This is a genomic window from Chitinophaga sp. G7 BAM 1005 (assembly GCF_057126945.1).
The window spans coordinates 585,507-608,785 of record NZ_CP181478.1; the positions used below are offsets into that span (position 1 = coordinate 585,507).

General features: G+C 44.1%; 11 protein-coding genes. All 11 read left to right on the plus strand.

Annotated features, from left to right (window positions below):
- Positions 1 to 141: 141 nt before the first annotated feature.
- The 11 genes from ACMXI2_RS02400 to ACMXI2_RS02450 all read left to right on the plus strand — a co-directional run bounded on the left by ACMXI2_RS02400 (position 142) and on the right by ACMXI2_RS02450 (position 23,067).
- Positions 142 to 4,239: a hybrid sensor histidine kinase/response regulator transcription factor gene (locus tag ACMXI2_RS02400; protein WP_483780129.1), complete on the plus strand. Its 4,098-nt coding sequence runs from the start codon at positions 142 to 144 to the stop codon at positions 4,237 to 4,239.
- Positions 4,240 to 4,367: 128 nt separating this feature from the next.
- Positions 4,368 to 7,223 carry a TIM-barrel domain-containing protein gene (locus tag ACMXI2_RS02405; protein ID WP_483780130.1) on the plus strand — a complete coding sequence of 952 codons (2,856 nt, stop codon included), beginning with the start codon at positions 4,368 to 4,370 and terminating at the stop codon, positions 7,221 to 7,223.
- 18 nt (positions 7,224 to 7,241) lie between these two features.
- Complete coding sequence (locus tag ACMXI2_RS02410) at positions 7,242 to 10,364, plus strand: SusC/RagA family TonB-linked outer membrane protein (RefSeq protein WP_483780131.1); 3,123 nt, start codon at positions 7,242 to 7,244, stop codon at positions 10,362 to 10,364.
- An 18-nt stretch (positions 10,365 to 10,382) separates the two neighbouring features.
- Entirely contained in the window at positions 10,383 to 11,975 is a 1,593-nt protein-coding gene (locus ACMXI2_RS02415; RefSeq protein WP_483780132.1) for a RagB/SusD family nutrient uptake outer membrane protein, read from the plus strand.
- A gap of 557 nt (positions 11,976 to 12,532) precedes the next feature.
- Positions 12,533 to 15,688, plus strand: coding sequence for a SusC/RagA family TonB-linked outer membrane protein (locus tag ACMXI2_RS02420; RefSeq protein ID WP_483780133.1), 3,156 nt, complete (start codon positions 12,533 to 12,535; stop codon positions 15,686 to 15,688).
- A 27-nt stretch (positions 15,689 to 15,715) separates the two neighbouring features.
- The gene (locus ACMXI2_RS02425) at positions 15,716 to 17,293 is read left to right on the plus strand and encodes a RagB/SusD family nutrient uptake outer membrane protein (RefSeq protein WP_483780134.1); all 1,578 of its coding nucleotides are present in this window, start codon (positions 15,716 to 15,718) and stop codon (positions 17,291 to 17,293) included.
- Positions 17,294 to 17,315: 22 nt separating this feature from the next.
- On the plus strand, positions 17,316 to 18,533 hold the full coding sequence (locus ACMXI2_RS02430) for a glycan-binding surface protein (protein WP_483780135.1): 1,218 nt from the start codon (positions 17,316 to 17,318) through the stop codon (positions 18,531 to 18,533).
- 31 nt (positions 18,534 to 18,564) lie between these two features.
- Positions 18,565 to 20,016 carry a cellulase family glycosylhydrolase gene (locus tag ACMXI2_RS02435; RefSeq protein WP_483780136.1) on the plus strand — a complete coding sequence of 484 codons (1,452 nt, stop codon included), beginning with the start codon at positions 18,565 to 18,567 and terminating at the stop codon, positions 20,014 to 20,016.
- A 127-nt stretch (positions 20,017 to 20,143) separates the two neighbouring features.
- A complete protein-coding gene (locus tag ACMXI2_RS02440; RefSeq protein WP_483780137.1) occupies positions 20,144 to 20,740 on the plus strand; it encodes a glycoside hydrolase family 3 N-terminal domain-containing protein in 597 nt (198 codons plus the stop codon).
- A gap of 24 nt (positions 20,741 to 20,764) precedes the next feature.
- Positions 20,765 to 20,908 carry a fibronectin type III-like domain-contianing protein gene (locus ACMXI2_RS02445; RefSeq protein WP_483780138.1) on the plus strand — a complete coding sequence of 48 codons (144 nt, stop codon included), beginning with the start codon at positions 20,765 to 20,767 and terminating at the stop codon, positions 20,906 to 20,908.
- Between the two features lie 71 nt (positions 20,909 to 20,979).
- Entirely contained in the window at positions 20,980 to 23,067 is a 2,088-nt protein-coding gene (locus tag ACMXI2_RS02450; RefSeq protein ID WP_483780139.1) for a beta-galactosidase, read from the plus strand.
- The last annotated feature ends 212 nt before the right edge of the window (positions 23,068 to 23,279 follow it).

A 23,279-nucleotide genomic window follows, 5' to 3' on the forward strand; every position in this document is an offset into this window, starting at 1 on the left:
TGCTTCAACAAAAGAAAAATCGTTACAGCACATTTGTCATTTGATTGGACACGTTATCCCAATCATTTTATTATCTTAGTTCCTGATTTTACGGGATTGTAGACCGGACAACGCAAATTTTTATATGTCAAATCTGATGCAATGCGTTACCTTTTTTGGATTATTTTGTTGATACAATCTCTTTCTGTTTTAGCACAAAGCGAACATTACAATTTTTCCAAGCTCAATACGTATACCGGTTTGTCACATAACCAGGTAAATACTGTGCTAAAGGACCCTGATGGTTTTTTATGGTTTGGTACTACATATGGACTTAATCGTTATGATGGATATTCCTGTAAAGTATTCCGTAAAGATCACAATGACAGCACTTCAGTAAAGGACAACAATATCTTGTCGCTTTATGAACTTCCTGATAGAAAAATGTGGGTGTCGACAATGGGCGGTCCCTGTATTTATAATCCGGATACGGAGAAATTCAATGGCAACGCTGATGACTATTTACATGCTATTGGTTTGCCGCCCGGTGCTATTGCCAATATAGTAAAAGGAAATAATAGCAGGTACTGGTTTCTGTATGAGGATAAGGGTTTGTTCCTGTATTCCGCCGCCGACAAAATAGTAAAGCCATTCAAGCCGAAAGCAACACAGACCGCTGAAAAAATTACTTCCATAAATGAAACAACCGATGGAAAGTTATGGCTGGTATATCAATCCGGTTTTTTGCAGGAGTATGATATAAAACTGGACAAAATCATTTCTTCCACCACTGCTTTACAGAAACGTAATAAAGGTGATAATCCGTATAAGTTCTTTATAGATAACGATAATGATCTCTGGCTTTGGAGTTACAACTTCGGAGTTTTTCTTTTTCACCCGGAAGATAATACAATCACACAGTTTGATAAGAATTCATATCCGGCGAGATTGAGTTCAGAACTGGTAAGCCAGGTTGTTCAGGATAGCAATGGTTTGATCTGGATAGGAACCGATCATGGAGGAGTAACCTTGATCGATAAAAAGAACCGGCTCAATACCAGTTATCTGCTGAACAACCCCAATGATCCCAAGAGTATCAGCCAGAATACCATTACCACGATGTACAGAGATGATCAGGGGATTATATGGCTGGGAACCTACAAGCAGGGCGTGAATTATTACAATGGCAACATCGTTCAGTTTTCGTATTACCATCACCAGGAATTAAATGCAAAAAGCCTGCAGTTCGACGATGTAAACCGTTTTGTTGAAGATAAGATGGGTAATATCTGGATTGGTACCAATGGTGGGGGATTGATCTATTTTGACAGGAAAAATAATACTTTCAAACAATACCTGTACGATCCCAAAAATGAAAACAGCCTGAGCAACAACGTAATTGTGAGCTTGTGCGTGGATCATGAAGATATTCTCTGGATTGGAACTTATCTTGGTGGCCTCAATCGTTTTGATGGTAAGAAGTTTACCCGGTACAGGCATAATGATAACGATTCCTCCAGTTTGACAGACGACAAAGTCTGGGAAATTTTTGAGGACAAGGATCGGAATTTATGGATCGGCACTTTAGGTGGTGGTTTGGATCGCTTCGACAGAAAGACCAACCAGTTTAACCATTATAAAACCACGCAGGGAGTGTTACTTTCCAATTATGTTTCTGCTATTACGGAGAACAGAAATGGAGATTTATGGGTCGGTACAGGTTACGGCATTGCTGTTATTGAAAAGAATAAAACCGCTGCTGTTTTCTATCTGGATACAAATAAAGCAAATAGTTTAAGCGATAATGGTGTTATCTGTCTTTTGGAAGACAGCAAGGGACGGATTTGGGTAGGAACCAGGGAGGGTTTGAATTTGTTTGATGAACAGAAAAAGGAGTTTCAGACATTCACCACATCAAACGGCCTTCCCGATAATATGATCCTGAATATTCTTGAAGATGATCATCAGACACTGTGGATTTCCACGCCCAGTGGGTTATGTAACGTTATTCCCCGGCAGGAAAATAAGCATCTTGATTTTTCTGTTATCAGTTATGATGCAACAAACAACCTGCAGAACCGCGAGTTCAATGATAACGCGGCACTAAAGCTGAGGAGCGGTGAATTAATTTTTGGCGGACCATCGGGTTTTAATATTATCAATCCGGCTGCTATCGGTAAACCTGTTTATCATCCTAAGATTGTTTTCACTGGTTTCCAGATATTAAATAAAAATGTTGAACCCGGCGAACTGGTCAATAACCGGGTGCTGCTCAAACGTTCGTTATCTCAGCTGCAAAGTATTGACCTGAAGTACAAAGAAAATGTTTTTTCCATTGACTTTGCAGCGCTCGATTTTTCTCATAACGCATATGATAAGTATGCATATATGCTGGAAGGGTTTAATGAAGATTGGTTATATGCAGATGGCCACCAGCGGAGAGCCACTTATACAAATCTTAATCCCGGCCACTATGTTTTCAAGGTAAAAGTTTTGAACAGGACCGGTTTGTGGAGTGACCTAAAAACGCTGCAGATCAATATTGAACCCCCATTCTGGAGAACGCCTGTTGCATATATGATATACCTGTTGATCGCTACAGGATTGTTCCTGCTTATCCGGCGCATTACATTAGACAGGATACATATGCGTTTTGAAGTTCGCCAACAGCGCAGGGAAGCAGAAAGGGCGCATGCGCTGGAGCAGTTGAAAACAAAATTCTTTACCAATGTAAGCCACGAATTCCGGACGCCGCTGAGTCTTATCATTGCGCCATTGGATAAGATCATAAAAAATACCGTAGATGAAGAGCAGGTAAAACAATTGAACCTGGTACAGCGTAACGCAAAACGCCTGTTAAACCTCGTCAACCAGCTGCTCGATTTCAGGAAGATGGAGGTACAGGAAGTAAAATTGCATCCTTCCATAGGCGATATTGTCCGATTTTGCAGAGAAACCAGTTACTCTTTTACTGATATTGCAGAAAAAAAGAAGATAGGATTTTCATTCTCATCTGATATTGATAGCCTGGAAATTTATTTTGACAAGGACAAAATTGAGAAGATTTTATTCAACCTGTTGTCCAACGCTTTTAAATATACGCATGATGGTGGAATGGTGAGCGTTGGCTTAGTGTATAAGCAGCCGGCAGACAATGATTCTGATGGCACGCTTGCCATCGAAGTAAAAGATTCAGGTATTGGCATCCCGGCCGATCAGCATGAAAAGATATTTGAACGGTTTTTTCAGACAGATGTTCCGGAGAGCATGGTAAACCAGGGAACCGGTATAGGGTTGGCCATCACAAAAGAGTTTGTAAGATTACACAACGGGATCATCACCGTAAAAAGTGAACCGGATCAGGGCGCCTGTTTTACAGTATTGCTTCCTGCAAAAAAAGTGTATATTTCTTCAGGCCGTACCTCAACTATTCCCACATTCCCGGAGGAAACGGAGCAAATAATAGTTGAAGAAAGAAAGAAGGGAGATAAGAAGAAGACAATAATCGTAGTGGAAGACAATGAAGACCTGCGCTTTTATTTAAAAGATAACCTGAAAGGGCAATACCATGTTGAAGAAGCCGCAAACGGGAAGGAAGGCTGGGAGAAAATAAAGCTGTTAAACCCTGATCTTGTGGTAAGCGACATCATGATGCCTTTAATGGACGGCGTTGAACTTGCCAGGAAAATTAAAACCGAAACACTCACCGCTCATATTCCCGTCATTTTGCTTACCGCTATGGGAAGTGAAGAAAAACAACTGGAGGGACTGAAAGCAGGCGTGAACGATTACATTACCAAACCCTTCACCTTTGAGATCCTGGCTTCGCGTATCAATAATTTGCTGGCACAGCAGAAGTTATTGCAAAAGAGGTTCCAAAAGCAGATTGAAGTTAATCCCGGGGAGGTGACCATAACTCCCGTAGACGAAAAATTCCTGAAACAGGCATTGGATATTATCGAAAGAAAGATAGATAATCCGGAATTTTCCGTGGATGAGTTCAGTAAAGAGATGTACATGAGCAGGGTTACCCTGTACAGAAAAATACAATCACTAACCGGTAAATCGCCGTTAGATTTTATCCGTTCAATCCGTTTGAAAAGGGCTATCCAGTTATTAGACAGAAGCGGGATGTCTATTTCAGAAGTTGCATACCAGGTGGGATTCAATGACCCCAAAATATTCCGTAAACTTTTCAAGGAAGAATTCAAAACCACGCCTTCAGAGTACCTGGCAAATCTTAAAAATAAAAGCCTTTAATAACCTGCCTCTGGAAATTCTACCAGTGATATTCAGGCATTTGTAACATTTGAACCCCCTGGTTGAATCATTTGACGCCCCGGTTTCTGGCGCTATAGCAATAGTTTTACGGCATCTAATCCACGTATATGAAATTACGATTGCTGCTGCTTAGCCTGCTGACTTTTACATTATTTGATAACTTATTGGCGGCGCCGCCTGCTTACATTAAACTTCCGGATGGGGTTATAGTTTTTACGGATTCCCTGCTTACAGGCTCAACAAATGCTGTTAAACTTGAAGTGGTGTCGGATGATATTATAAGAGTGATCGCTGCTCCCGGAAAGGAGATAGTAGCCGGTAACAGCCTGGTAACCATTTATCGTAAACAACCAGGGCTTACCTGGGATATCAGTACTTCTAAAGGAACACTGACGCTCAAAACAAAAAAGCTGATTGTCACCGTCGATCGTGGCACAGGCGCCGTTACTTTCACGGATCTGGCAGGCAAAAAGATTCTGGCTGAGAAACAACCGTTTGGGCGGGATTTTCAATCCGCTATATTCGACGGCAAACGATATTACACGATTACGCAAACATTTCAGACGGCCGCCGGAGACGCATGGTATGGACTCGGACAACACCAGGACGGGATTATGAACTACCGTGGCCAGCAGGTTACCTTCTTCCAGAACAATACTGAAGTGGCCATTCCCTTTATGATCTCCAATAAAAACTATGGCATTCTGTGGGACAACTATTCCCTCACCAGGGCCGGCGATATCAGGCCGCTTCACCCGCTTTCTTCCATGCAGCTTTTTTCAAAGAAAGGCGAAGCCGGTTGGCTTACAGCTTCCTATTCCAATGATACACATAAACCGCAGGAAATAAGTACCAAAAGAGCTGAGACAAACATTAATATGGAGTTCCTGGGAGATTCAAAGATCCTGCTGCCCCGGGAATTTACGCCTGCCTCCGGCATGGTGACCTGGGAAGGAAGTCTTTCCAGCTACCTCTCCGGTCTTCATCAGTTCCGTTTCACTTATGGCGGCTCGGTGAAAGTATGGCTGGATGGAAAACTTGTTTTAGATCGTTGGAGAAAAGCATGGAACCCCGCGTCTGCATTGGTTTCCTGGAACTTCAAAAAAGCGGAGAAAGTACCAGTCAGAATTGAATGGATACCAGAAGGAGGCGAATCCTATCTTTCTTTGAAATGGCAGGAACCATTGAGCGAGGAGCAGCAAAACAGTTTTGGTTTCTGCTCCGAAGCCGGCAAACAGGTTGACTACTATTTCGTATATGGCAATAATATGGATGAAGTGATTTCGGGCTACCGGGCACTTACAGGTAAGGCGCCTATTGTTCCAAAATGGGCATTAGGCTTCTGGCAAAGCAGGGAGAGATACAAAACACAGGAGGAATTACTTAATGCTGTTGCTGAATTCCGCAAGAGAAAAATTCCTATTGACAATATTGTGCTGGACTGGAATTATTGGAGGGAAGCTGAATGGGGCAGTCAGGAATTTGACGAAAAACGCTTTCCTTCTCCCGATAGCATGATTGATTTGCTGCATAAAAAGTACAACACTCAAATCATGATATCAGTGTGGCCGAAATTTTATGATGGCATATCGGCTTACAATGAGTTTGATAAAAAGGGATGGCTTTATAAAAGAAACATAGCTGACCAGCAAAAGGATTGGATAGGTAAAGGATATGTTTCTACTTTTTATGACGCTTTCAACAATGCAGCCCGGAAAGGCTTCTGGCAGCTGATCAACGAAAAAATATATAGTAAAGGAATTGACGCATGGTGGATGGATGCCAGTGAACCCGATATTGTTTCCAATGTAAATCCGGAAAAAAGAAAGCTGCAAATGACACCTACTGCTTTGGGTAGTGCGGCAGAATTTCTGAATGCTTATCCCCTGCAAAATGCAAAAGGGATTTATGAAGGACAACGTTCAACGGATCCTGATAAAAGGGTTTTTTTGCTGACACGTTCCGGCTTTGCTGGTTCGCAGCGTTATGCTGCCGCGATATGGAGCGGTGATATTGGTTCTACATGGAATGATATGAAAGCACAAATAGCTGCAGGCGCTAATTTTTCTATGTCCGGGCTTCCTTACTGGACGATGGATATAGGCGGTTTTGTAGTGCCCCGGAAATTTGAAAATCCCGACGCGGCGGGCCTGGAGGAGTGGAGGGAACTGATGACCCGGTGGTCGCAGTTTGGGGCTTTTGTTCCTTTGTTCAGGTCTCACGGGCAATTCCCTTACCGGGAAGTATTCAATACTGCTCCTGAAGGCCATCCTGCTTATGAAAGTTTTCTTTATTACGATAAGCTGCGTTACCGTTTACTTCCATACATCTATTCGCTGGCCGGGTGGACTTACCACGATGACTATACCATTATGCGGGGGCTTGCGATGGACTTTGCAGCGGATCCTGCAGTAGTGAATATTACGGATCAGTATATGTTTGGTCCTTCATTGCTGGTAAATCCTGTATATGAATACCGGCAAACGAAACGTAACCTGTATTTGCCCAAAAGTGCAGGATGGTATGATCTCTATTCCGGGAAGTGGTATGCGGGCGGTCAGAAAATTACTGCCGAAGCGCCTTACGAGCGGATGCCTTTATTTGTAAAAGCCGGATCCATCCTTCCTTTCGGACCCGGTTTACAATACACAACAGAAAAACAGGCAGACACCCTGACATTGAACATCTACACCGGTGCAGACGCATCTTTCAACCTGTACGAAGATGAGGGGGCCAATTACAATTATGAAAAAGGCGCCTTTTCCATTATCCCGGTAAAATATACCCAGGCAACCGGAACTGTTACCGTCGGAGACCGGAAAGGATCATTCAATGGCATGTTGCAGAAAAGAATCATCCGTATCAATATTATTGCGCCCAATGAACCCAGGCGCCTGGATCTTGATGCAACATGTGATAAGGAAGTAGTTTATGATGGAAGAAAAATAGATATAAAAAAGTAGTCAGTTAAATCCACAATTATGAAATCAGCCAAACTTTTTTACTTGCGAATATTGCTGCTGTGGGGCGTGCTTTGGGCCTTTGCCCCGGGCAAAAGTGCCTGTGCCCAAACTTCAAAGGTAAGTGGAACGATCACCAGTCAAAGTACCTCCGTTCCGGTTCCTGCGGCATCGGTGACCGTAAAGAGCACTCGTGTCTCCACCATTGCGGATGATGCCGGAAAATTTACTATTGAGGCATCAACTGGTGATGTGATAGTAATTACATCCGTTGGTTTTGTTGAAAAAGAGGTGAAAGTTACTTCGCGCGAATTGAAAATTCAGTTGCAGGATGCCGAAAGCCAGTTGGAAAACGTAGTGGTAATTGGTTATGGCGTACAGAAGAAAAAACTGGTTACAGGGGCTAACATACAGGTAAAAGGCGCCGACATCCAGAAACAGAATACTACCAATGCAATGCAGGCTTTGCAGGGCCAGGCGCCCGGTGTGCAAATCACTTCCTATTCAGGGCAGCCAGGTTCAGGAATGAATGTTATTATTCGGGGTAAGGGTACTGTTGGTAACTTTGCCCCTTTATATATTGTGGATGGTGTTCAGACAAGTGACATCGCCTACCTGAATCCGGCAGATATAGAATCTATCGACATCCTGAAAGATGCTGCCTCTGCTGCTATTTATGGCTCCCAGGCGGCCAACGGTGTTATCCTGGTTACCACAAGAACAGGAAAAGCCAACCAAAAACCACAGGTTACCCTGGATGTTTTTTATGGCGCCCAGCAGCTTGCCCGCAAAGCAAAACTATTGAATGCAAAAGATTATGCTACCATTATAAATGAAGCCGCTGTCAACTCCGGTAAGGCGCCTTATTTCAGCAACGAGGTAGTAAACAATCTGCCGGTAAGCACAGACTGGCTTGACCAGATGTTTAAAAAGAATGTGCCGACTCAAAACTATGTATTGGGCGTACAGGGTGGCGGACCAGCTTCCACCTATTCCTTATCCCTGGGATATACCAGCCAGGGCGGCATAGTGGGCGGATCTGACATTTCTTACCTTGACCGCTACACGTTCAGAATAAACTCCGAACATAACTTATACCAGAATATCGTTAAGCTGGGAGAGCATCTTACGTTTAACTATCAAAACAGCCACGGAATTGCTGTAGACGGCCAGTATAATAATACATTGCGTTCTGCTTTTACTACCAGCCCGTTTCTGCCGATGTATGATACAGACGGCAGTTATTTCAGCAGTGACAAAAAAGGTTGGTATCCGGGAAAACCCAACCAGGCATGGAACAATACGGAGGCCAATCCGTATGCAGCGATGGACTATAACACGCGCAACCGGAACAGCAGCCAGGGTTTATTTGGCGATGTGTATTTACAGGTTGAACCTGTTAAAGGTTTAAAATTCCGTTCCAGCCTCGGTTTAAATTATTACGCTAACCAAAGTCATGGTTATACGCCGGTTTATCATCTTTCTATTTATTCCTTTAATGATACCGCTAAGGTGAGTCAATCAATGGGTAATGGACGGACTATCCAGTTCGACAATTTAATCAGCTATGATTTTGATGTTGCCGCTGATCACCATTTCGGCGTAATGGCAGGTAGCTCTTCGCTGAAAACACAAACTGTTGGTATGAATGGTTCCAATTGGGATCTGCGTGTTGCCGACCTGCAACATGCCTACCTTTCTGTTGCTCAAAATGTGACCAGGGGCGCTCCTTATATGAGTCTTGGCGGAGGCCCGTCCGAAAATGCTTTGATGTCTTACTTCGGACGGCTGCAATACAATTTCCGGGAAAAATATCTGGTCAATGTAACATTCAGGGGTGATGGATCTTCCAAATTCGCGCCGGATCATCGTTGGGGATATTTTCCGTCCGTGTCTGCAGGATGGGTAACTTCTATGGAAAACTTTATGCAGGGTGTGCAATGGCTGAATTTCCTTAAACTTCGCGGCAGCTGGGGCCAGGTTGGTAATCAGAACGTAGCGGCGTACCAGTTTGTATCTCCCATCAGCTTCAGTAATGCGGGTTATATATTCGGACCGGTAGAAGGAGCCAATACACAGGGCGCTTATCCGAGCCGTATTGCCAATCCAAATGTAAAATGGGAAACATCCGAGCAAACCAATATCGGATTTGATGCCACGGTGCTGCAACGGTTGAATGTGACATTTGACTATTATGTCAAAAAAACAAAGGATTGGTTAATTACAGTGCCTATTCTGGCTACTGCCGGAGCAGATGCACCGCTGATCAATGGTGGTGATGTGAAAAACACCGGCGTTGAACTGGCGCTTAATTATCGCAACAGCATCGGCAAAAACTTCCATTATTCAGTTGGTGTAAACGGCGCCTATAATAAAAACAGGATAGGAAATATTCCTACAAACGATCATGTGCTTCACGGTAATACCAATGTGCTGTATGCCAATGCGGGTGAGTTTTACCGGGCAGCAAACGGTGAACCGGTAGGTTATTTCTGGGGACTTAAAACTGCGGGCGTTTTCCAATCGGATGACGAGGTAGCGGCTTATAAGGGTAAAACAGGGAATCCGATTCAGCCCACCGCTAAGCCCGGAGATGTTCGTTATATTGATTTGAACAACGATGGTGTTATTGATGCCAACGATAAAACAAATATCGGTGATCCCAATCCTGATTTTACCTATGGGTTCAATATATCGCTTGATTACAAAGGGTTTGATCTCTTAGTTCAGGCCTCCGGTGTAACAGGTAATCAGATTGTTCAGTCATACAGAGGACCGGGCGGCTTTGGTAACTATACCTCAGAAATACTGGACCGCTGGCATGGTCCGGGAACTTCCAACAAAATCCCCAGGGTAACAGAAGATGGTGCCAACTGGGCGCAGTTCTCTGATCTGTACGTTCATAAAGGAAATTATCTGCGTATCAACACTATTACCCTCGGTTATGATTTTTCAAACCTGATCAGGAAAAATTACCTGGGCAAAGTAAGATTATATGCTTCCGTGCTAAATGCCTTCCTGTTTACCAAATACAATGGTATGGATCCTGAAGTTGGATATAACGAGGGCTTTTCATCGGGCGTGGACTTAGGATATTATCCCAGGCCCAGAACATTTATGGTTGGAGCAAACATCCGGTTTTAAATTAAAAACGAATTGGCGATGAAAAACTTGAAATTTTATATACTGGCTTCTGCACTGTTGACATTGATTGCCTGTAACAAGGACTTTCTGGACTCAGAAGATGTAACGGCTGCCACAGAGCAGAATTTTTACAAAACACCGAATGATGCCTGGAAGGCATTGGTAGGCGTATATGATGGATTACAGCGTGTTTGGTCAAGTGGCGTTGCTTTTCCTGTTGCGTCAGAAATTATGTCTGACGAAGCATTTGGAGGCACCGGTAATGCTGACGGCTTCGGCTATCAGATGATGGACGAGTTTGACAAACTCCGTTCACCTTCAGATCAAAATATGTTTGGAGACACCTGGAGCTTGTACTACAAGGCTATCTATCGCGCCAACATGCTTTTATCGCACCTCGACGGAGTGGATTGGAAAGGAGATAACAATTTGCGTAAGACATATGAAGCGGAAGCAAGGTTTATACGCGCCTATTGTTATTTTGATATGGTCCGGTTATGGGGCAATATCCCACTGATCACCGTACCTACTACCGATAATGTGCCTCAGGCCAGCGCAGACAGCGTTTATAAACTCATTACCGACGACCTGGTATTTGCAGCTTCCAATCTTCCTGCTACCGGTTATGGTGCCCAGGATCCCTCTACCCGGGGACGGATAACCAAATGGGCCGCTGAGTCACTGATCGGCCGTGTGTTCCTTTGTTATACCGGCTATTACAATAAGGCCGACCTGGTAGGGACTGTTTCAAAAGCCCAGGCGCTTGCTTACCTGGAAGACGTTATTAGTAATGGAGGATTTGGGCTGGTTGACAAATTTGCTAATTTATGGCCTGCTGCCTCTCTCAATAATTATATAGGAGAAGATAATAAGGAAACGGTGTTTGCCATCAAGTACACTTATACCAGCGATTGGAATGGAAATGTGGATGGTAACCAGTGGATGGTGCTGTACGGCATTCGTGTTCAAAGTATTTATCCGTATGGAATGGGCTGGGGAGGCGCCACCGTGAATCCAAAGCTTTGGAATGCTTACCCTGCCGGCGACAGCCGGAGAAATGCCTCTATTATTTCAATAGTGGACGAGGGACTCGATTTTCAGAACATAAAGGATCAACGGGAGTATACAGGCTACTGTATAAAAAAATATACTCCGATGGCTGATGAGGCAGGAAGAAGTCTTGCAGAAAAAATGGGAGGCGCGAGCTTCATGATCAGTCAGTACCAGGATTATGTGTCTATCCGCTACGCTGATGTTTTGTTAATGGCTGCTGAATTAGGCGCCGGCGGCGCGCAGAGTTACTTTGATGATGTGCGCAGAAGGGCACTTGGAACCAGCTTTGTCCAGGTTCCGGTGAGCCAGGCAAATATTATAAATGAAAGAAGGCTGGAATTTGCGGGAGAAGGGATCCGTTACTGGGATCTCCTTCGCCAGGGGCTGCATGTTGCGGCAGCAGCTATTGCCGAATCGGTGACACTTCAAAATGGTGGTGTGAATACAACCAAAACCATTTTGGCATCGAAGGTAATAGAAACAAAGGGCTTTGTACAGATACCTTATACACAAATCACTTTATCGAATAACGTATTAAAGCAAAATGCAGGATGGTAATAAGCTAAGCCATTCCATAATATTATCAGGAAGACCGGGTAGGGAGAAAAAGTGGTTGTTGGATGAATGCAAGATGGTGGACCGGTTTTCCTGGTTTTAAACTAACGCGCTGTCAAATCATTGGCAGTGATATTCAGCGAATTGTAACATTTGGGCCTCATGGTTGAATCAAATGGCCCCCTTGATTCAGACAACATAACAATAGCTTTACAATATTCAATCCACGTATATGAAACTACAATTGCTGCTACCTTGCTTGCCGGCCTATGTCTCGTTTGGTGACTTATTGGCAAGTCCTTCTGCTCATATTGCAGATCCTGACCACCTGTTTACTTTTTCAATCCCTCTACTTAGTCGTTCGCCTCAGGCAGTTAAACCTGAGGTCATCGCCAATTACATTAAAAAAGTGACTAATAGGAACTATGGAAGCTGCTGAAAAAGAATTGGCGCTTAACGATTGCCTGGTTCCTGTTACGAGTATTCTGGCCTTATGAAATATCATCCTCGCTGAAAAATGCCGCTGAGGATCATCATCCGCACACGTTAAAATGAAAAAAATGAAGTCAACCAAAATGATTCGCTTGCGAATACTACCGCTATTGGGTATCCTTTTGGGATTCCTTTCCAGCCCAAACCTCTCCGCACAAACAACCAAAATAAGTGGTAGAATCATCAATAAAAGTAATTCCTCCCCGGTTCCGGGCGCAACTGTTACCTTAAAAAATACCAGCCGCTTCACTATTACCAATGGAGAAGGAAGGTTTACGATCGACGCTCCCACCGGAAGCGTATTGGTAATTACAATGATAGGCTTCCAGAAAAAAGAAGTGGTTGCCAAAACTTCCTCCCTTGAAGTAGAAATGAGTGAGAATATTTCACAATTGGAAGATGTGGTGGTGATTGGTTACGGCAAAGCAAAACGGCGGGACGTTACCGGTGCAATATCTTCCGTTTCCGGTGATGAGATCCGTAAAACACAGCCCGTAACCTTTGACCAGGCATTGCAGGGAAGGGTTCCCGGGTTAGTGGTTCAACAAATATCAGGTCAACCAGGTGGAGCAGTATCGATACAGATCCGTGGCTTGTCTTCTTTTGGAGGAGGCTCGCCTATGTATGTAATAGATGGAATCATTATTGGTGGCACCGCCACATTGGGCTCAGGCGTGAATCCATTGGCAGGTATCAATCCTTCTGAAATTGAGACTATTGATGTATTGAAAGACGCATCAGCTACGGCAATTTATGGTTCACAGGCAACAAATGGCGTAATAGTAATCACCACCAAGAGGGGACAGATCGCTCCGCCAAGCATTTCCTATGATATGTATACCGGCTATCAGCAAATACCTAAAAGGTTGCCTGTGATGAATTTAAGGGAATATGCCACTTTTATAAATGAAAGAAATACAGGATTAGGATGGGGATTTGATACCCGCCCGGAATTTGTAAACCCAAAGTACCTGGGCGAGGGTACCAACTGGCAGAGGGAACTTTTTAGAAATGCCCCGATGTCCAACCATACATTATCCATTAATGGAGGGGATACAAGAACTCAATACCTCCTGTCCGGCTCCTATTTCAACCAGGAAGGTATTGCGCTCGGATCCAATTTCCGCAGGATTTCATTAAGACTCAATCTCGATAATAAAACAACCAACTGGTTAAAGATCGGTACCAGCCTGCAATTGGTTAATATCAAAGAGAATGTGAATTCGACAAGCTCGAATGTAATTAATACAGCTTTAAGTCAAACGCCGGATATAGCCGTGAAAAATGAGGATGGCAGCTGGGGAGGAGCCTATAATCCCAATGGATGGGTTAACAGCACCGTGAACCCATATGCGATAGCCCTTATTAATAAAGATGAGGCAAAAAGAAACCAGCTTTATGGTAATTTATATGCAGAAATTGCTTTTACCAAAGACCTGACCCTCCGGAATGAAGCAACAGGAAGTTTTTCAATGGCAACGGAAGACCGGTTTAATCCTTCCTATACATTTGGTCTTGTAAAAAACAATACGAACAGCGCCTCCTATAATTTTTCGCAAAGTGTATTTACAACTTTAAGAAACTTCCTTACCTATTCACATCTGTTTAAAAATAAATACAATGTAAATGTGTTACTGGGGCATGAAGCACAACTAAGCACCAATGAAAATTCCTCTGCCGGCAGAACAAATTTCCCTTCAAATAGCGTGCAGGTAATCAGCAGTGGCGATCCTACTACCGCCACTAACAGCGGTTCTAAAGGGCAAAGCGCCCAGGAATCGTACTTTGGCCGTATAAATCTGGGTATCAACGACAAGTACCTGTTTACTGCCAATCTCCGGGCAGACGGCTCTTCAAAGTTTGCCCCTGAAAACCGCTGGGTGAATACCTATTCAGGCGCATTTGCCTGGAAATTGAATAACGAAGAATTTCTGAAAACGGTAAAGGATGTTAATGAGTTAAAGCTGCGCCTGGGTTATGGATTAACAAATAACCAGAATATACGGGATTATGCCTATACCTCCACACTGGCTACTGTGGCTACCGGGCTAACAGGCATCGCACAGCTTACCCAAAATGTGGGAAACCCTTATGTACAATGGGAAAAAACAAAATACGCCAACATTGGACTGGAAGGAACGCTTTTTAACTGGAGATTGAATTTCTCCGTTGATTTTTATAATCGCAAAACCGATGGTCTTGTTTTGCAGATCCCTTTGCCGATGTATTCCGGAACGGCGATTGGTTATTCGCCAGGCGCAATGGAAGCCCCATACGTTAACGTGGGTACTGTTAATAATAAGGGCTTTGATTTTAGAATCAGCTCCACCAGTGTTAAAACCAAAAATTTCACCTGGAAAACTGATGTGACAGTTTCCCGTAATATTAATGAAGTGCTAAAGCTCAATACAGATGGCGCTTCACTGGACAGGCAGTATAGTAAAACTGTTGTAGGCAGGTCTATCGGCGAGTTTTACGGATATGTTATTGACGGAGGCGTGTTTGCAACGAAAAAGGATTTTGAAACCCACGCATTACCTACTAAAAACGGTGTGCCGTTACCGGTAGGAGCTGCCGGTGGAAGCATCTGGTATGGTGATCTGAAGTTCAAAGATTTTAATGGTGACGGCGTTATTAATGAGCACGATCAAACGTTTCTTGGTTCTCCCATACCTAAATACCAGATTGGTTTCAACAATACCTTCTCCTATAAGAATTTTGATTTGAATATATTTTTTGCCGCGAACGTCGGCAATAAAGTATTTAACCAGCTTCGTGTAAATGGAGAATATCCGGGTACCAGTTTTGGTTATTTCAAGTCGTTAAAAGACTATGCGAAACTAACCCTGATTGACCCTAAAGGCGATGCTACTGATATTAACAATATACAGGTAACTAACCCGGAAACAAGGATAGTCGGGATCAGAAATGATAATACCAATGATAATAACAGGAATTCTGACAAGTTCGTAGAAGATGGAAGTTTTGTGAGATGTAAGAATATTTCTTTGGGATATACCCTCCCCGAAAAGCTGATTGCTAAAGCCAGCATTAAATATCTGAGAGTTTATTTCAATGTTTCAAATGCATTCATCATTACAAACTATAAGGGAATGGACCCGGAGATTGGATCATGGGATCCGCTGAGCGCCGGTGTTGACGGCGGTTTTTATCCGCAGCCCCGGGTATTTACCATTGGTGCGAACATTAAACTGACTAAATAAAATATTCATCTGTTAATATAAATAGTTATGAGATCAATATTGGATAAAATAATTGTCTTCCTGCTAGTTACGATAGCTATAACAGGATGCTCCAAAAGCTTTTTGGATCGTCCGCCCCTGTCGCAGATAAGTGCGGATAATTTTTATCAAACTACGGGTGATCTCAGGTTGGCAACAGCTGCATTATATGCTGGTACACCCTGGGGCGACTGGAACTATAATTGTTATTTACCTGTTGGAGAAGTGCTGAGCGGAAACATGGCGGTTGGTTACTGGGGAGATGCTGTGCAGCTGAATACTTTTACTGTTACCGGTTTAAATGGCATCATGATTTCCAACTGGAAGGGGATGTATAATATCATAGCACACTGTAATGTTACCATCAATGCCATCACACAAAAGGCGCCGGCTTCCATTACCGATAAGGACAAAAATGCTGCTATCGCTGAAGCCCGCTTCATACGCGGATTTGCCTATTATAACCTGGCGGTGTTATGGGGGGCTGTACCCGTTATTGAAGATAACAGTCAACTGATTATATCTCCATTGATTAACCGTGTAAAAACGGAAGACGTTTATAAATTCGCGATTAACGATTTAACTTTTGCAGCCGGGAATCTCCCGCCTGCTGATGCTGCCGGAAGGGTAACCACCTGGTCGGCACAAGGTATGTTAAGTAAGGTTTATTTGACAGTAGCCGGATTAAATCAGCAGGGAGGCACCAGGAATCAGGCTTACCTGGATAGTGCACGAAAATACGCCGGGAATGTATGTAAGAACAGTGGCCTGGCGCTGGTAAATAATTATGCCGATATTTTTAAAACCCAGTTTAACGACAATCCGGAGTCATTGTTTGCATTGCAGTGGGCGCCTGGTGCAGGTTGGTTAGAAGGGAATATGCTGCAGATCTATTCTCCGGGAGGTGTCGAAATATCTGCCAATGGCTCGGCCGGTTGGTTTGCTATCAGCCCAACCATAGATATGTACCAACTTTACGCAGCAAGGGATTCCATAAGGCGTAAGGCTACTTTTATGATTAACGGGGATTATTACCCGGAGCTGAACGCAGCAGGCGGAGGATTTAAATATACAGGCAGTTCCGGATTGAAAAAGCATATTATCGGTACGAACAAGGATAATAGTGCGCCAACTATGACCCTGACGTCCTCTACAGAGCATAATGCATTATTAAGACTGGCGGATGTTTACCTCATTTACGCGGAATCCATACTAGGTAATAGTGGTTCAACTGCCGACGGCGAGGCGCTTCTCTACTTTAACCAGGTTCGTATAAGGGCCGGGATGGCTCCTGCTCCCAGAATAGATATTGATTCCGTAATTAATGAGAGAAGAATTGAACTGGCGGGAGAAGGACAATATTGGATAGACCTGGTTAGGCTATCTTATTATAATCCAGCGAAGGCAATCAGCAAATTAAATGGAGAAAGGCGTGCAACATTTACCATTTCAAATGGTGTTGTAACACCCGGTGATCCATATGGCATTGTTACGCCTGCAACCATTCAAAGTTTCACTTTCCCAATACCTTCTTCTGAGGTTACGGCCAATCCAAAATTGTTGGAACCTCCGGTGTCATATTATTAAGAACTACTAAAAACATTATACCGTGAATAAAGTACTATTCAACCAGCGCTATTGGAGGTTACCGTTTTGGGCTTTTACTGCTGTCTTTGCCCTGGTGCAATCTGCCTGTAAGAAAGATGTAACTGATGCAGCTCCTGTTATAACAAGCGTTAGAAATTATGCCGCCTCACCTGCAGATACGCTTGTTAATTCCATCACTACCGGTCAATGGGTGGTGCTTATCGGACATAACTTAAAGGATGCCGTACAGATCTCTTTCAACGGCGTACCCGCTACTATCAACAGCATCATGTTTTCAGATACCAGTGCTACCGTACTGGTGCCCGCTGTGATACCATTTCCATCGGTGCCGGCAGAAAGCCTGAATACCATCCGCTATGTTACCCGGCACGGAACTACCACATTTACATTTGGTATCGTGGCGCCACCGCCTACTATTACCAGCATCTCTAACGAAAATGCCAACGCAGGTGATTCCGTTTATATCTATGGGTTAAATTTATTTTTTATAAGCGAAATGACTTTCGCCGGCACGCCAATAACCGATTATGCTACTGCCGGCGATGGTACGGCCATCGGATTCATACTGCCGGCGCTTTCGCAAAGCGGCCCTGTAGTGATCAAAACAAAATCCGGTACAGTTTCCACCGCCTTTAATGTGAACGATGCCACGACTGGTGTTCTCTGTAATTTTGATAATATAAATACTTTCAGCTGGGGTACCGGCACCGATAACAGCAGCGTCAATTTTCCCGGTAACAGGGGTACTTATGCCGTGTTAAATAATGACATTCTGCCTGCCGGTGATGGCAACTGGTGGAATTGGCAACGGAGTATAAATACCAACGACGTACAGTGGATCCCTGTCGACAGTTTAAGTGTTCCTGTTGATCAATATGCCATTAAGTTTGAGATCAGTGTTCCCGCCGCATGGACCGGCACCTCTATTTATGTACTAAAAGGTAACTCATTTGATTATATGGCCCGCTATGAGCCGTGGGAAGGCGCTGCAGGTGTCGTTTCCCCATTTGTTACAAAGGGATGGCATACAGTAACCCTTCCGTTATCAACGTTCAGGACCAGTGATGGCAAAGGTGCAGCAGCTGCAAGCCTGACCACTTTGCTGGGCAGCTCCGCCAATGGATCTGTAAATATCCATACCAAAAACTTTTCTGCTTCCCCTTCGGCTTCCGGTTTAAAAGCCGCTGTAGATAATATCAGGGTGGTGAAGATTAAATAACAGGAAAAATTTTTAACCAAATATCACGATTATGAAAACCAGAAATTTGTGTGGACTTATCGGACTTATGGTTTCCGCTGTAATGTTTACACACTGTAGTAAAAAGAGCGTCGTTACGCCTGAATTGTCGGTTTCTTTATCTGAAATTGCTTTTCAGGCAGATGGCGGCGCTTCCGATGTAACCATCGCCAGTAATGTGGAATGGAATATTAATAACCCGGCTTCTTCCTGGTTGCAGGTAAGCCAGTCGACCGGTAGTAGCAGCACGGCTTCTATCCGGTTGACGACTGTCCCCAATACCACAGGCGCCGCCCGGTCCGTGGTGCTGGAGGTGAATGCCGGAAGTAGCCAGATGCGCAGGGTTAAAGTAACGCAAGCCAGCAGCATATACCCGGGCTATAATACATCGCCGGCCCCGGCCAATTCAACCGGTATGGGAAGTAATGCTGTGCAGTTGGCCGCTAAATTTAAACTGGGTTGGAACATTGGCAACACCCTGGAAGCAATTGGCGGAGAAACCGCCTGGGGAAATCCTTTGATCAGTGAAAGTTATATCCAGTTTGTAAAACAACAGGGATTTAATGCCATCCGCCTGCCGTGTTCATGGAACCAGTATTCAGATAAAACTACCGCTAAGATCCAGGATACCTGGCTCAACAGGGTAAAACAAGTGGTTCAGTATTGTGTCAATAACGATATGTATGTTTTACTCAATATCCACTGGGATGGTGGCTGGCTGGATGCCAATATCAACAGTGCAAAGAAGGATTCAGTTAATGCCAGACAAAAAGCATTCTGGGAACAAATTGCTACCACCATGCGTGATTTTGATGAGCACGTGATGTTCGCAAGTGCCAATGAACCTCCCGCCGAAAATGCTGAGCAGATGGACATCCTCAACAGCTATCATCAAACCTTTATCAATGCCGTCAGATCCACCGGTGGACGTAACAGCTACCGGGTACTGGTAGTGCAGGGGCCATCAACCGATATTGACAAAACCAATAACCTGATGAATACGCTCCCCACAGATGCGGTGAACAATCGCATGATGGTGGAAGTACACTATTACACGCCATTCCAGTTCTGCCTATTGGATGGGGATGCATCCTGGGGCAAAATGTTTTACTACTGGGGTGCAGGACATCATTCTACCATTGAACCTGACCGGAACACCACGTGGGGAGAAGAGGGTGATGTAAACACCGCCTTTGGCAAAATGAAAACCAAATTCACTGACAAACAAATCCCCGTTGTAATGGGTGAATACGGCGCCTACAGACGTGGCGGCAGCAATAATGTGCCTAAAGATCTGGCCACCCATAATGATGCAGTGGATTATTGGTTGACTTATGTAACCAAACAGGCAATTGCCAGTGGCATTAAACCCTTTTTCTGGGATACGGGTGGTGCTTTGGACAGACGAAATAATACCGTGCTTGATAAGCGCACCATTGATGCCATTGTTGCTGGTGGCAGATAAATTTACAGGAAGATAAATTGTTTTTGAAATGTATAAGGGATGAGGTTTTAACGAATCCCTTATACATTTCTTTCGTAAAAACAGGCAGAGTTGCTATTGAACGTATTGAAACAGGAAATTAACGTAAATGAAAAAAATAGTAAGGCAATTAGCACTCGGTTTCACCGGCATCATGATGGCAGGTATTGCCAATGCACAGCTTGCGGCAAACGATAAAACACAGGAGGAGAAGATCCACTCATTAAACATTATCCGTTCACCGTTTTGCGGAACAAATTTCGAGCACAGGGATTCTATCGATGTGTACATGAGCGAAAGAGCATTGCGTGAAATTTATTTACCAGGATTTAAGGCATCCGTAAGGGAAGGTGGCGCCTACACAGTAATGGCAGCATGCAATAAATTCAGAGGCGGCTGGTGTTCTGAAAATAAATACCTGGACAGGGAAATCCTTCGTAAAGAGTTTGATTTTAAAGGAGTGTTAATGACGGATTGGGCGGCTGCGCATTCCACCATAAAGGCTGCTTTAGCCGGGCTTGACCTGGAAAAGGGTACGGATAAAAAAGATTACAACGAATGGTATTTTGCCAATTCACTGATCAGGGCAGTAGAAGAGGGGAAAATTCCTGTTGCTGTTGTGGATGAAAAGGTTGCTAATGTGTTGCGGTTATTGGCGATAACGCTACGCGCAGACATTGTGATGGAGGACTCAGTTCTGAAATAAAATCATTATACGAAATTAAAAACGGTGGAGCTGATACTGAAAATTGCCGACCTGGCATTTTATGACGAAACAAAAAAAGCCTGGAATGTAGAAGCGGGTGATTTTGTATTGCACATCGGGAATTCATCACGTGATATTTCAAAATCGGTGAAAATTTCAGTTAAGTAGTTAAATATAATGGCCTTAAACCTTTTTTCCGGGATATCGCCAGTGCTAAATAAAAAACAATGAATCTTCAGATGAATAAACGTTCAATACTTGTTATTATAACCATTTTGATCTCAGAATTAAATGCAACCTCGCAGGTAGCCAATCGCTTTTTTCCTGAGAAGGAGCTCACTATAACCGGCATCTATTATTATCCTGAGCATTGGAGCGAAAACCAGTGGGAACGGGATATAAAAAGAATTGCAGATATGGGCTATGAGTTTGTACACCTGGCCGAATTTGCCTGGTTTAAAATGGAACCCGAAGAAGGGAAATTTGAGTTTTCCTGGCTAGACAAGGTGATAGACCTCTGCACTAAATACAATCTGAAAGTGCTGATGTGTACTCCGTCCGCAACTACGCCGGCCTGGATGAGGGCGAAGTATCCTGAAACTTTTGTGATGGATGGCCATTACATCCGTGGTGAGCACGGTACACGCGGATTAGGATCTATCGTTAATCCGGCCTATCGCAAATTTGTGGAAATAGTGGTGCCTGAAATGGCCCGGCGTTATGGTCAGAACAAAAATGTAATTGGCTGGCAACTCGATAATGAGCCTGATGCGAAACCCGATTACAGTCTGTCTTCGCAGGAGGCATTCAGGCAGTGGCTACAAAGCAAATATAAAACGGTAGATGCGTTAAATGCTGCCTGGGGAGCCGCTTTCTGGAGCCAGTGGTATAATAATTTTAGTGAGGTTATTATCCCCAATACCAACCTGGTAGGCTGGTGGGGCAATAACCCGCATGCCTTGCTTGATTTTAAAAGATACTCGGCGGATGCACAGGCGGAATTCCTCGATTTTCAGGCGGCAATATTACGACGCCAGATTTCGAAGGACCAGTTTGTAACGACCAATTATACAGCCGTTTCCACAGGTGCTGATCCGCGGCGGACAAAACAGCTTGACTTTGCAACTTATACAGCCTATCCCAATGGAGGTACCAACAATATTGGTGACCTCGGATTCAGGTTGGGAAACAGCAGGGTTATCCTGTTTGCTGCGGAATATTATAAAGCAGTTGGCGGGGTATCCGGCGTCATGGAAATTCAGCCGGGCCCGGTAAACTGGGGTAGTTACAACCCTTTGCTCTTACCTGGTACCGTACGTATGTGGTTGTACCACACTTTTGCAGCAGGCGGAAAGCTTGCCAGTTCCTACCGGTATCGTCAGATCAATTATAGTTCAGAGCAATATCATGCCGGCGTAATGCAAACAGATGGTGTAAGTCCTTCGCAGGGCGGTGTGGAGTATATGCAATACATGAAAGAAATAAAAGAGCTGCGGAAACAATATAAACCCGGCGCTTCAATGCCTGAAAAACTGGCTGCACGGTCAACGGCTATTCTCTGGAACCTGGAAAATTACTGGACCATCGACCGGCAAAAACAGACCTGGCAATGGGATACCTGGAATTACCCGATTAAATTCCTGGAGATAGCAAAATCATTTGGCGCACCCGTTGATCTGGTCGGGGAAACGGCTGATTTGTCGAAATACAAATTTGTGATTATCCCGGCATACGAAATGGTTGATAGTGCTTTGGTGAAGAAGTGGAAGGAATATGCCGCAAACGGAGGACACCTGATTATTACCTGCCGCACAGCCACCAAAAACCGTATGGGGCATTTTTGGGAGGCAGAATGCGCCGCTCCTATATCTGCATTGATAGGGGCGCAGGTGAAAGCAAGCGATATGCTTTCAGGTAGCGCCAGGGGAGATATCCTTATGGGATCTGCCCATTACGGCTGGAACAACTGGGCCGATTTACTGGCGCCGGATAAAAACACGGAAACCCTTGCTGTATTTGATAACCAGTTTTATAAAGGAAAAGCAGCGGTAGTAAAACATCAGGTTGGTAAAGGCGCTGTTACCTATATCGGTGTGGATACAGATGATGCCAAACTGGAAACGGATATACTGAAGCAGATTTATACCGGCGCTGGTATTGCCACTGAAAATTATCCTCCCGGCGTATTTGTTTATTGGCGGGATGGTTTTTATGTGGCCGTAAATTATTCCTCGGATAATTATGAAATGAAAATACCCGCCGGAGCCAAAATATTGATCGGGGGCAAAGTGCTGGAACCAGCAGGCGTATTGGTTTGGAGCGAATAAAAGTAATGTTATAAAACAGGCAGCAGCCAGCCGTTCCGGGAGGGCGGATGGCTATAGGAAACCGGCGAAAAGGCCCATCAATATCTTAACGAAATAGGTGTCACCCACGTTTGGAATGTAGATACTAACGGGCATGACAACACGGAGTGGGATCGTAACCTGTATCTATTTTCTCAGCATATTTTTTAAACGGCTGTAAGAAAGGTAAATAT

What these genes read in the sequence shown, in the direction of transcription:
- ACMXI2_RS02400 (WP_483780129.1), top strand. Translation starts at nt 142, where the DNA reads ATGCGTTACCTTTTTTGGATTATTTTGTTGATACAATCTCTTTCTGTT.
- ACMXI2_RS02405 (WP_483780130.1), top strand. Translation starts at nt 4,368, where the DNA reads ATGAAATTACGATTGCTGCTGCTTAGCCTGCTGACTTTTACATTATTT.
- ACMXI2_RS02410 (WP_483780131.1), top strand. Translation starts at nt 7,242, where the DNA reads ATGAAATCAGCCAAACTTTTTTACTTGCGAATATTGCTGCTGTGGGGC.
- ACMXI2_RS02415 (WP_483780132.1), top strand. Translation starts at nt 10,383, where the DNA reads ATGAAAAACTTGAAATTTTATATACTGGCTTCTGCACTGTTGACATTG.
- ACMXI2_RS02420 (WP_483780133.1), top strand. Translation starts at nt 12,533, where the DNA reads ATGAAGTCAACCAAAATGATTCGCTTGCGAATACTACCGCTATTGGGT.
- ACMXI2_RS02425 (WP_483780134.1), top strand. Translation starts at nt 15,716, where the DNA reads ATGAGATCAATATTGGATAAAATAATTGTCTTCCTGCTAGTTACGATA.
- ACMXI2_RS02435 (WP_483780136.1), top strand. Translation starts at nt 18,565, where the DNA reads ATGAAAACCAGAAATTTGTGTGGACTTATCGGACTTATGGTTTCCGCT.
- ACMXI2_RS02440 (WP_483780137.1), top strand. Translation starts at nt 20,144, where the DNA reads ATGAAAAAAATAGTAAGGCAATTAGCACTCGGTTTCACCGGCATCATG.
- ACMXI2_RS02450 (WP_483780139.1), top strand. Translation starts at nt 20,980, where the DNA reads ATGAATAAACGTTCAATACTTGTTATTATAACCATTTTGATCTCAGAA.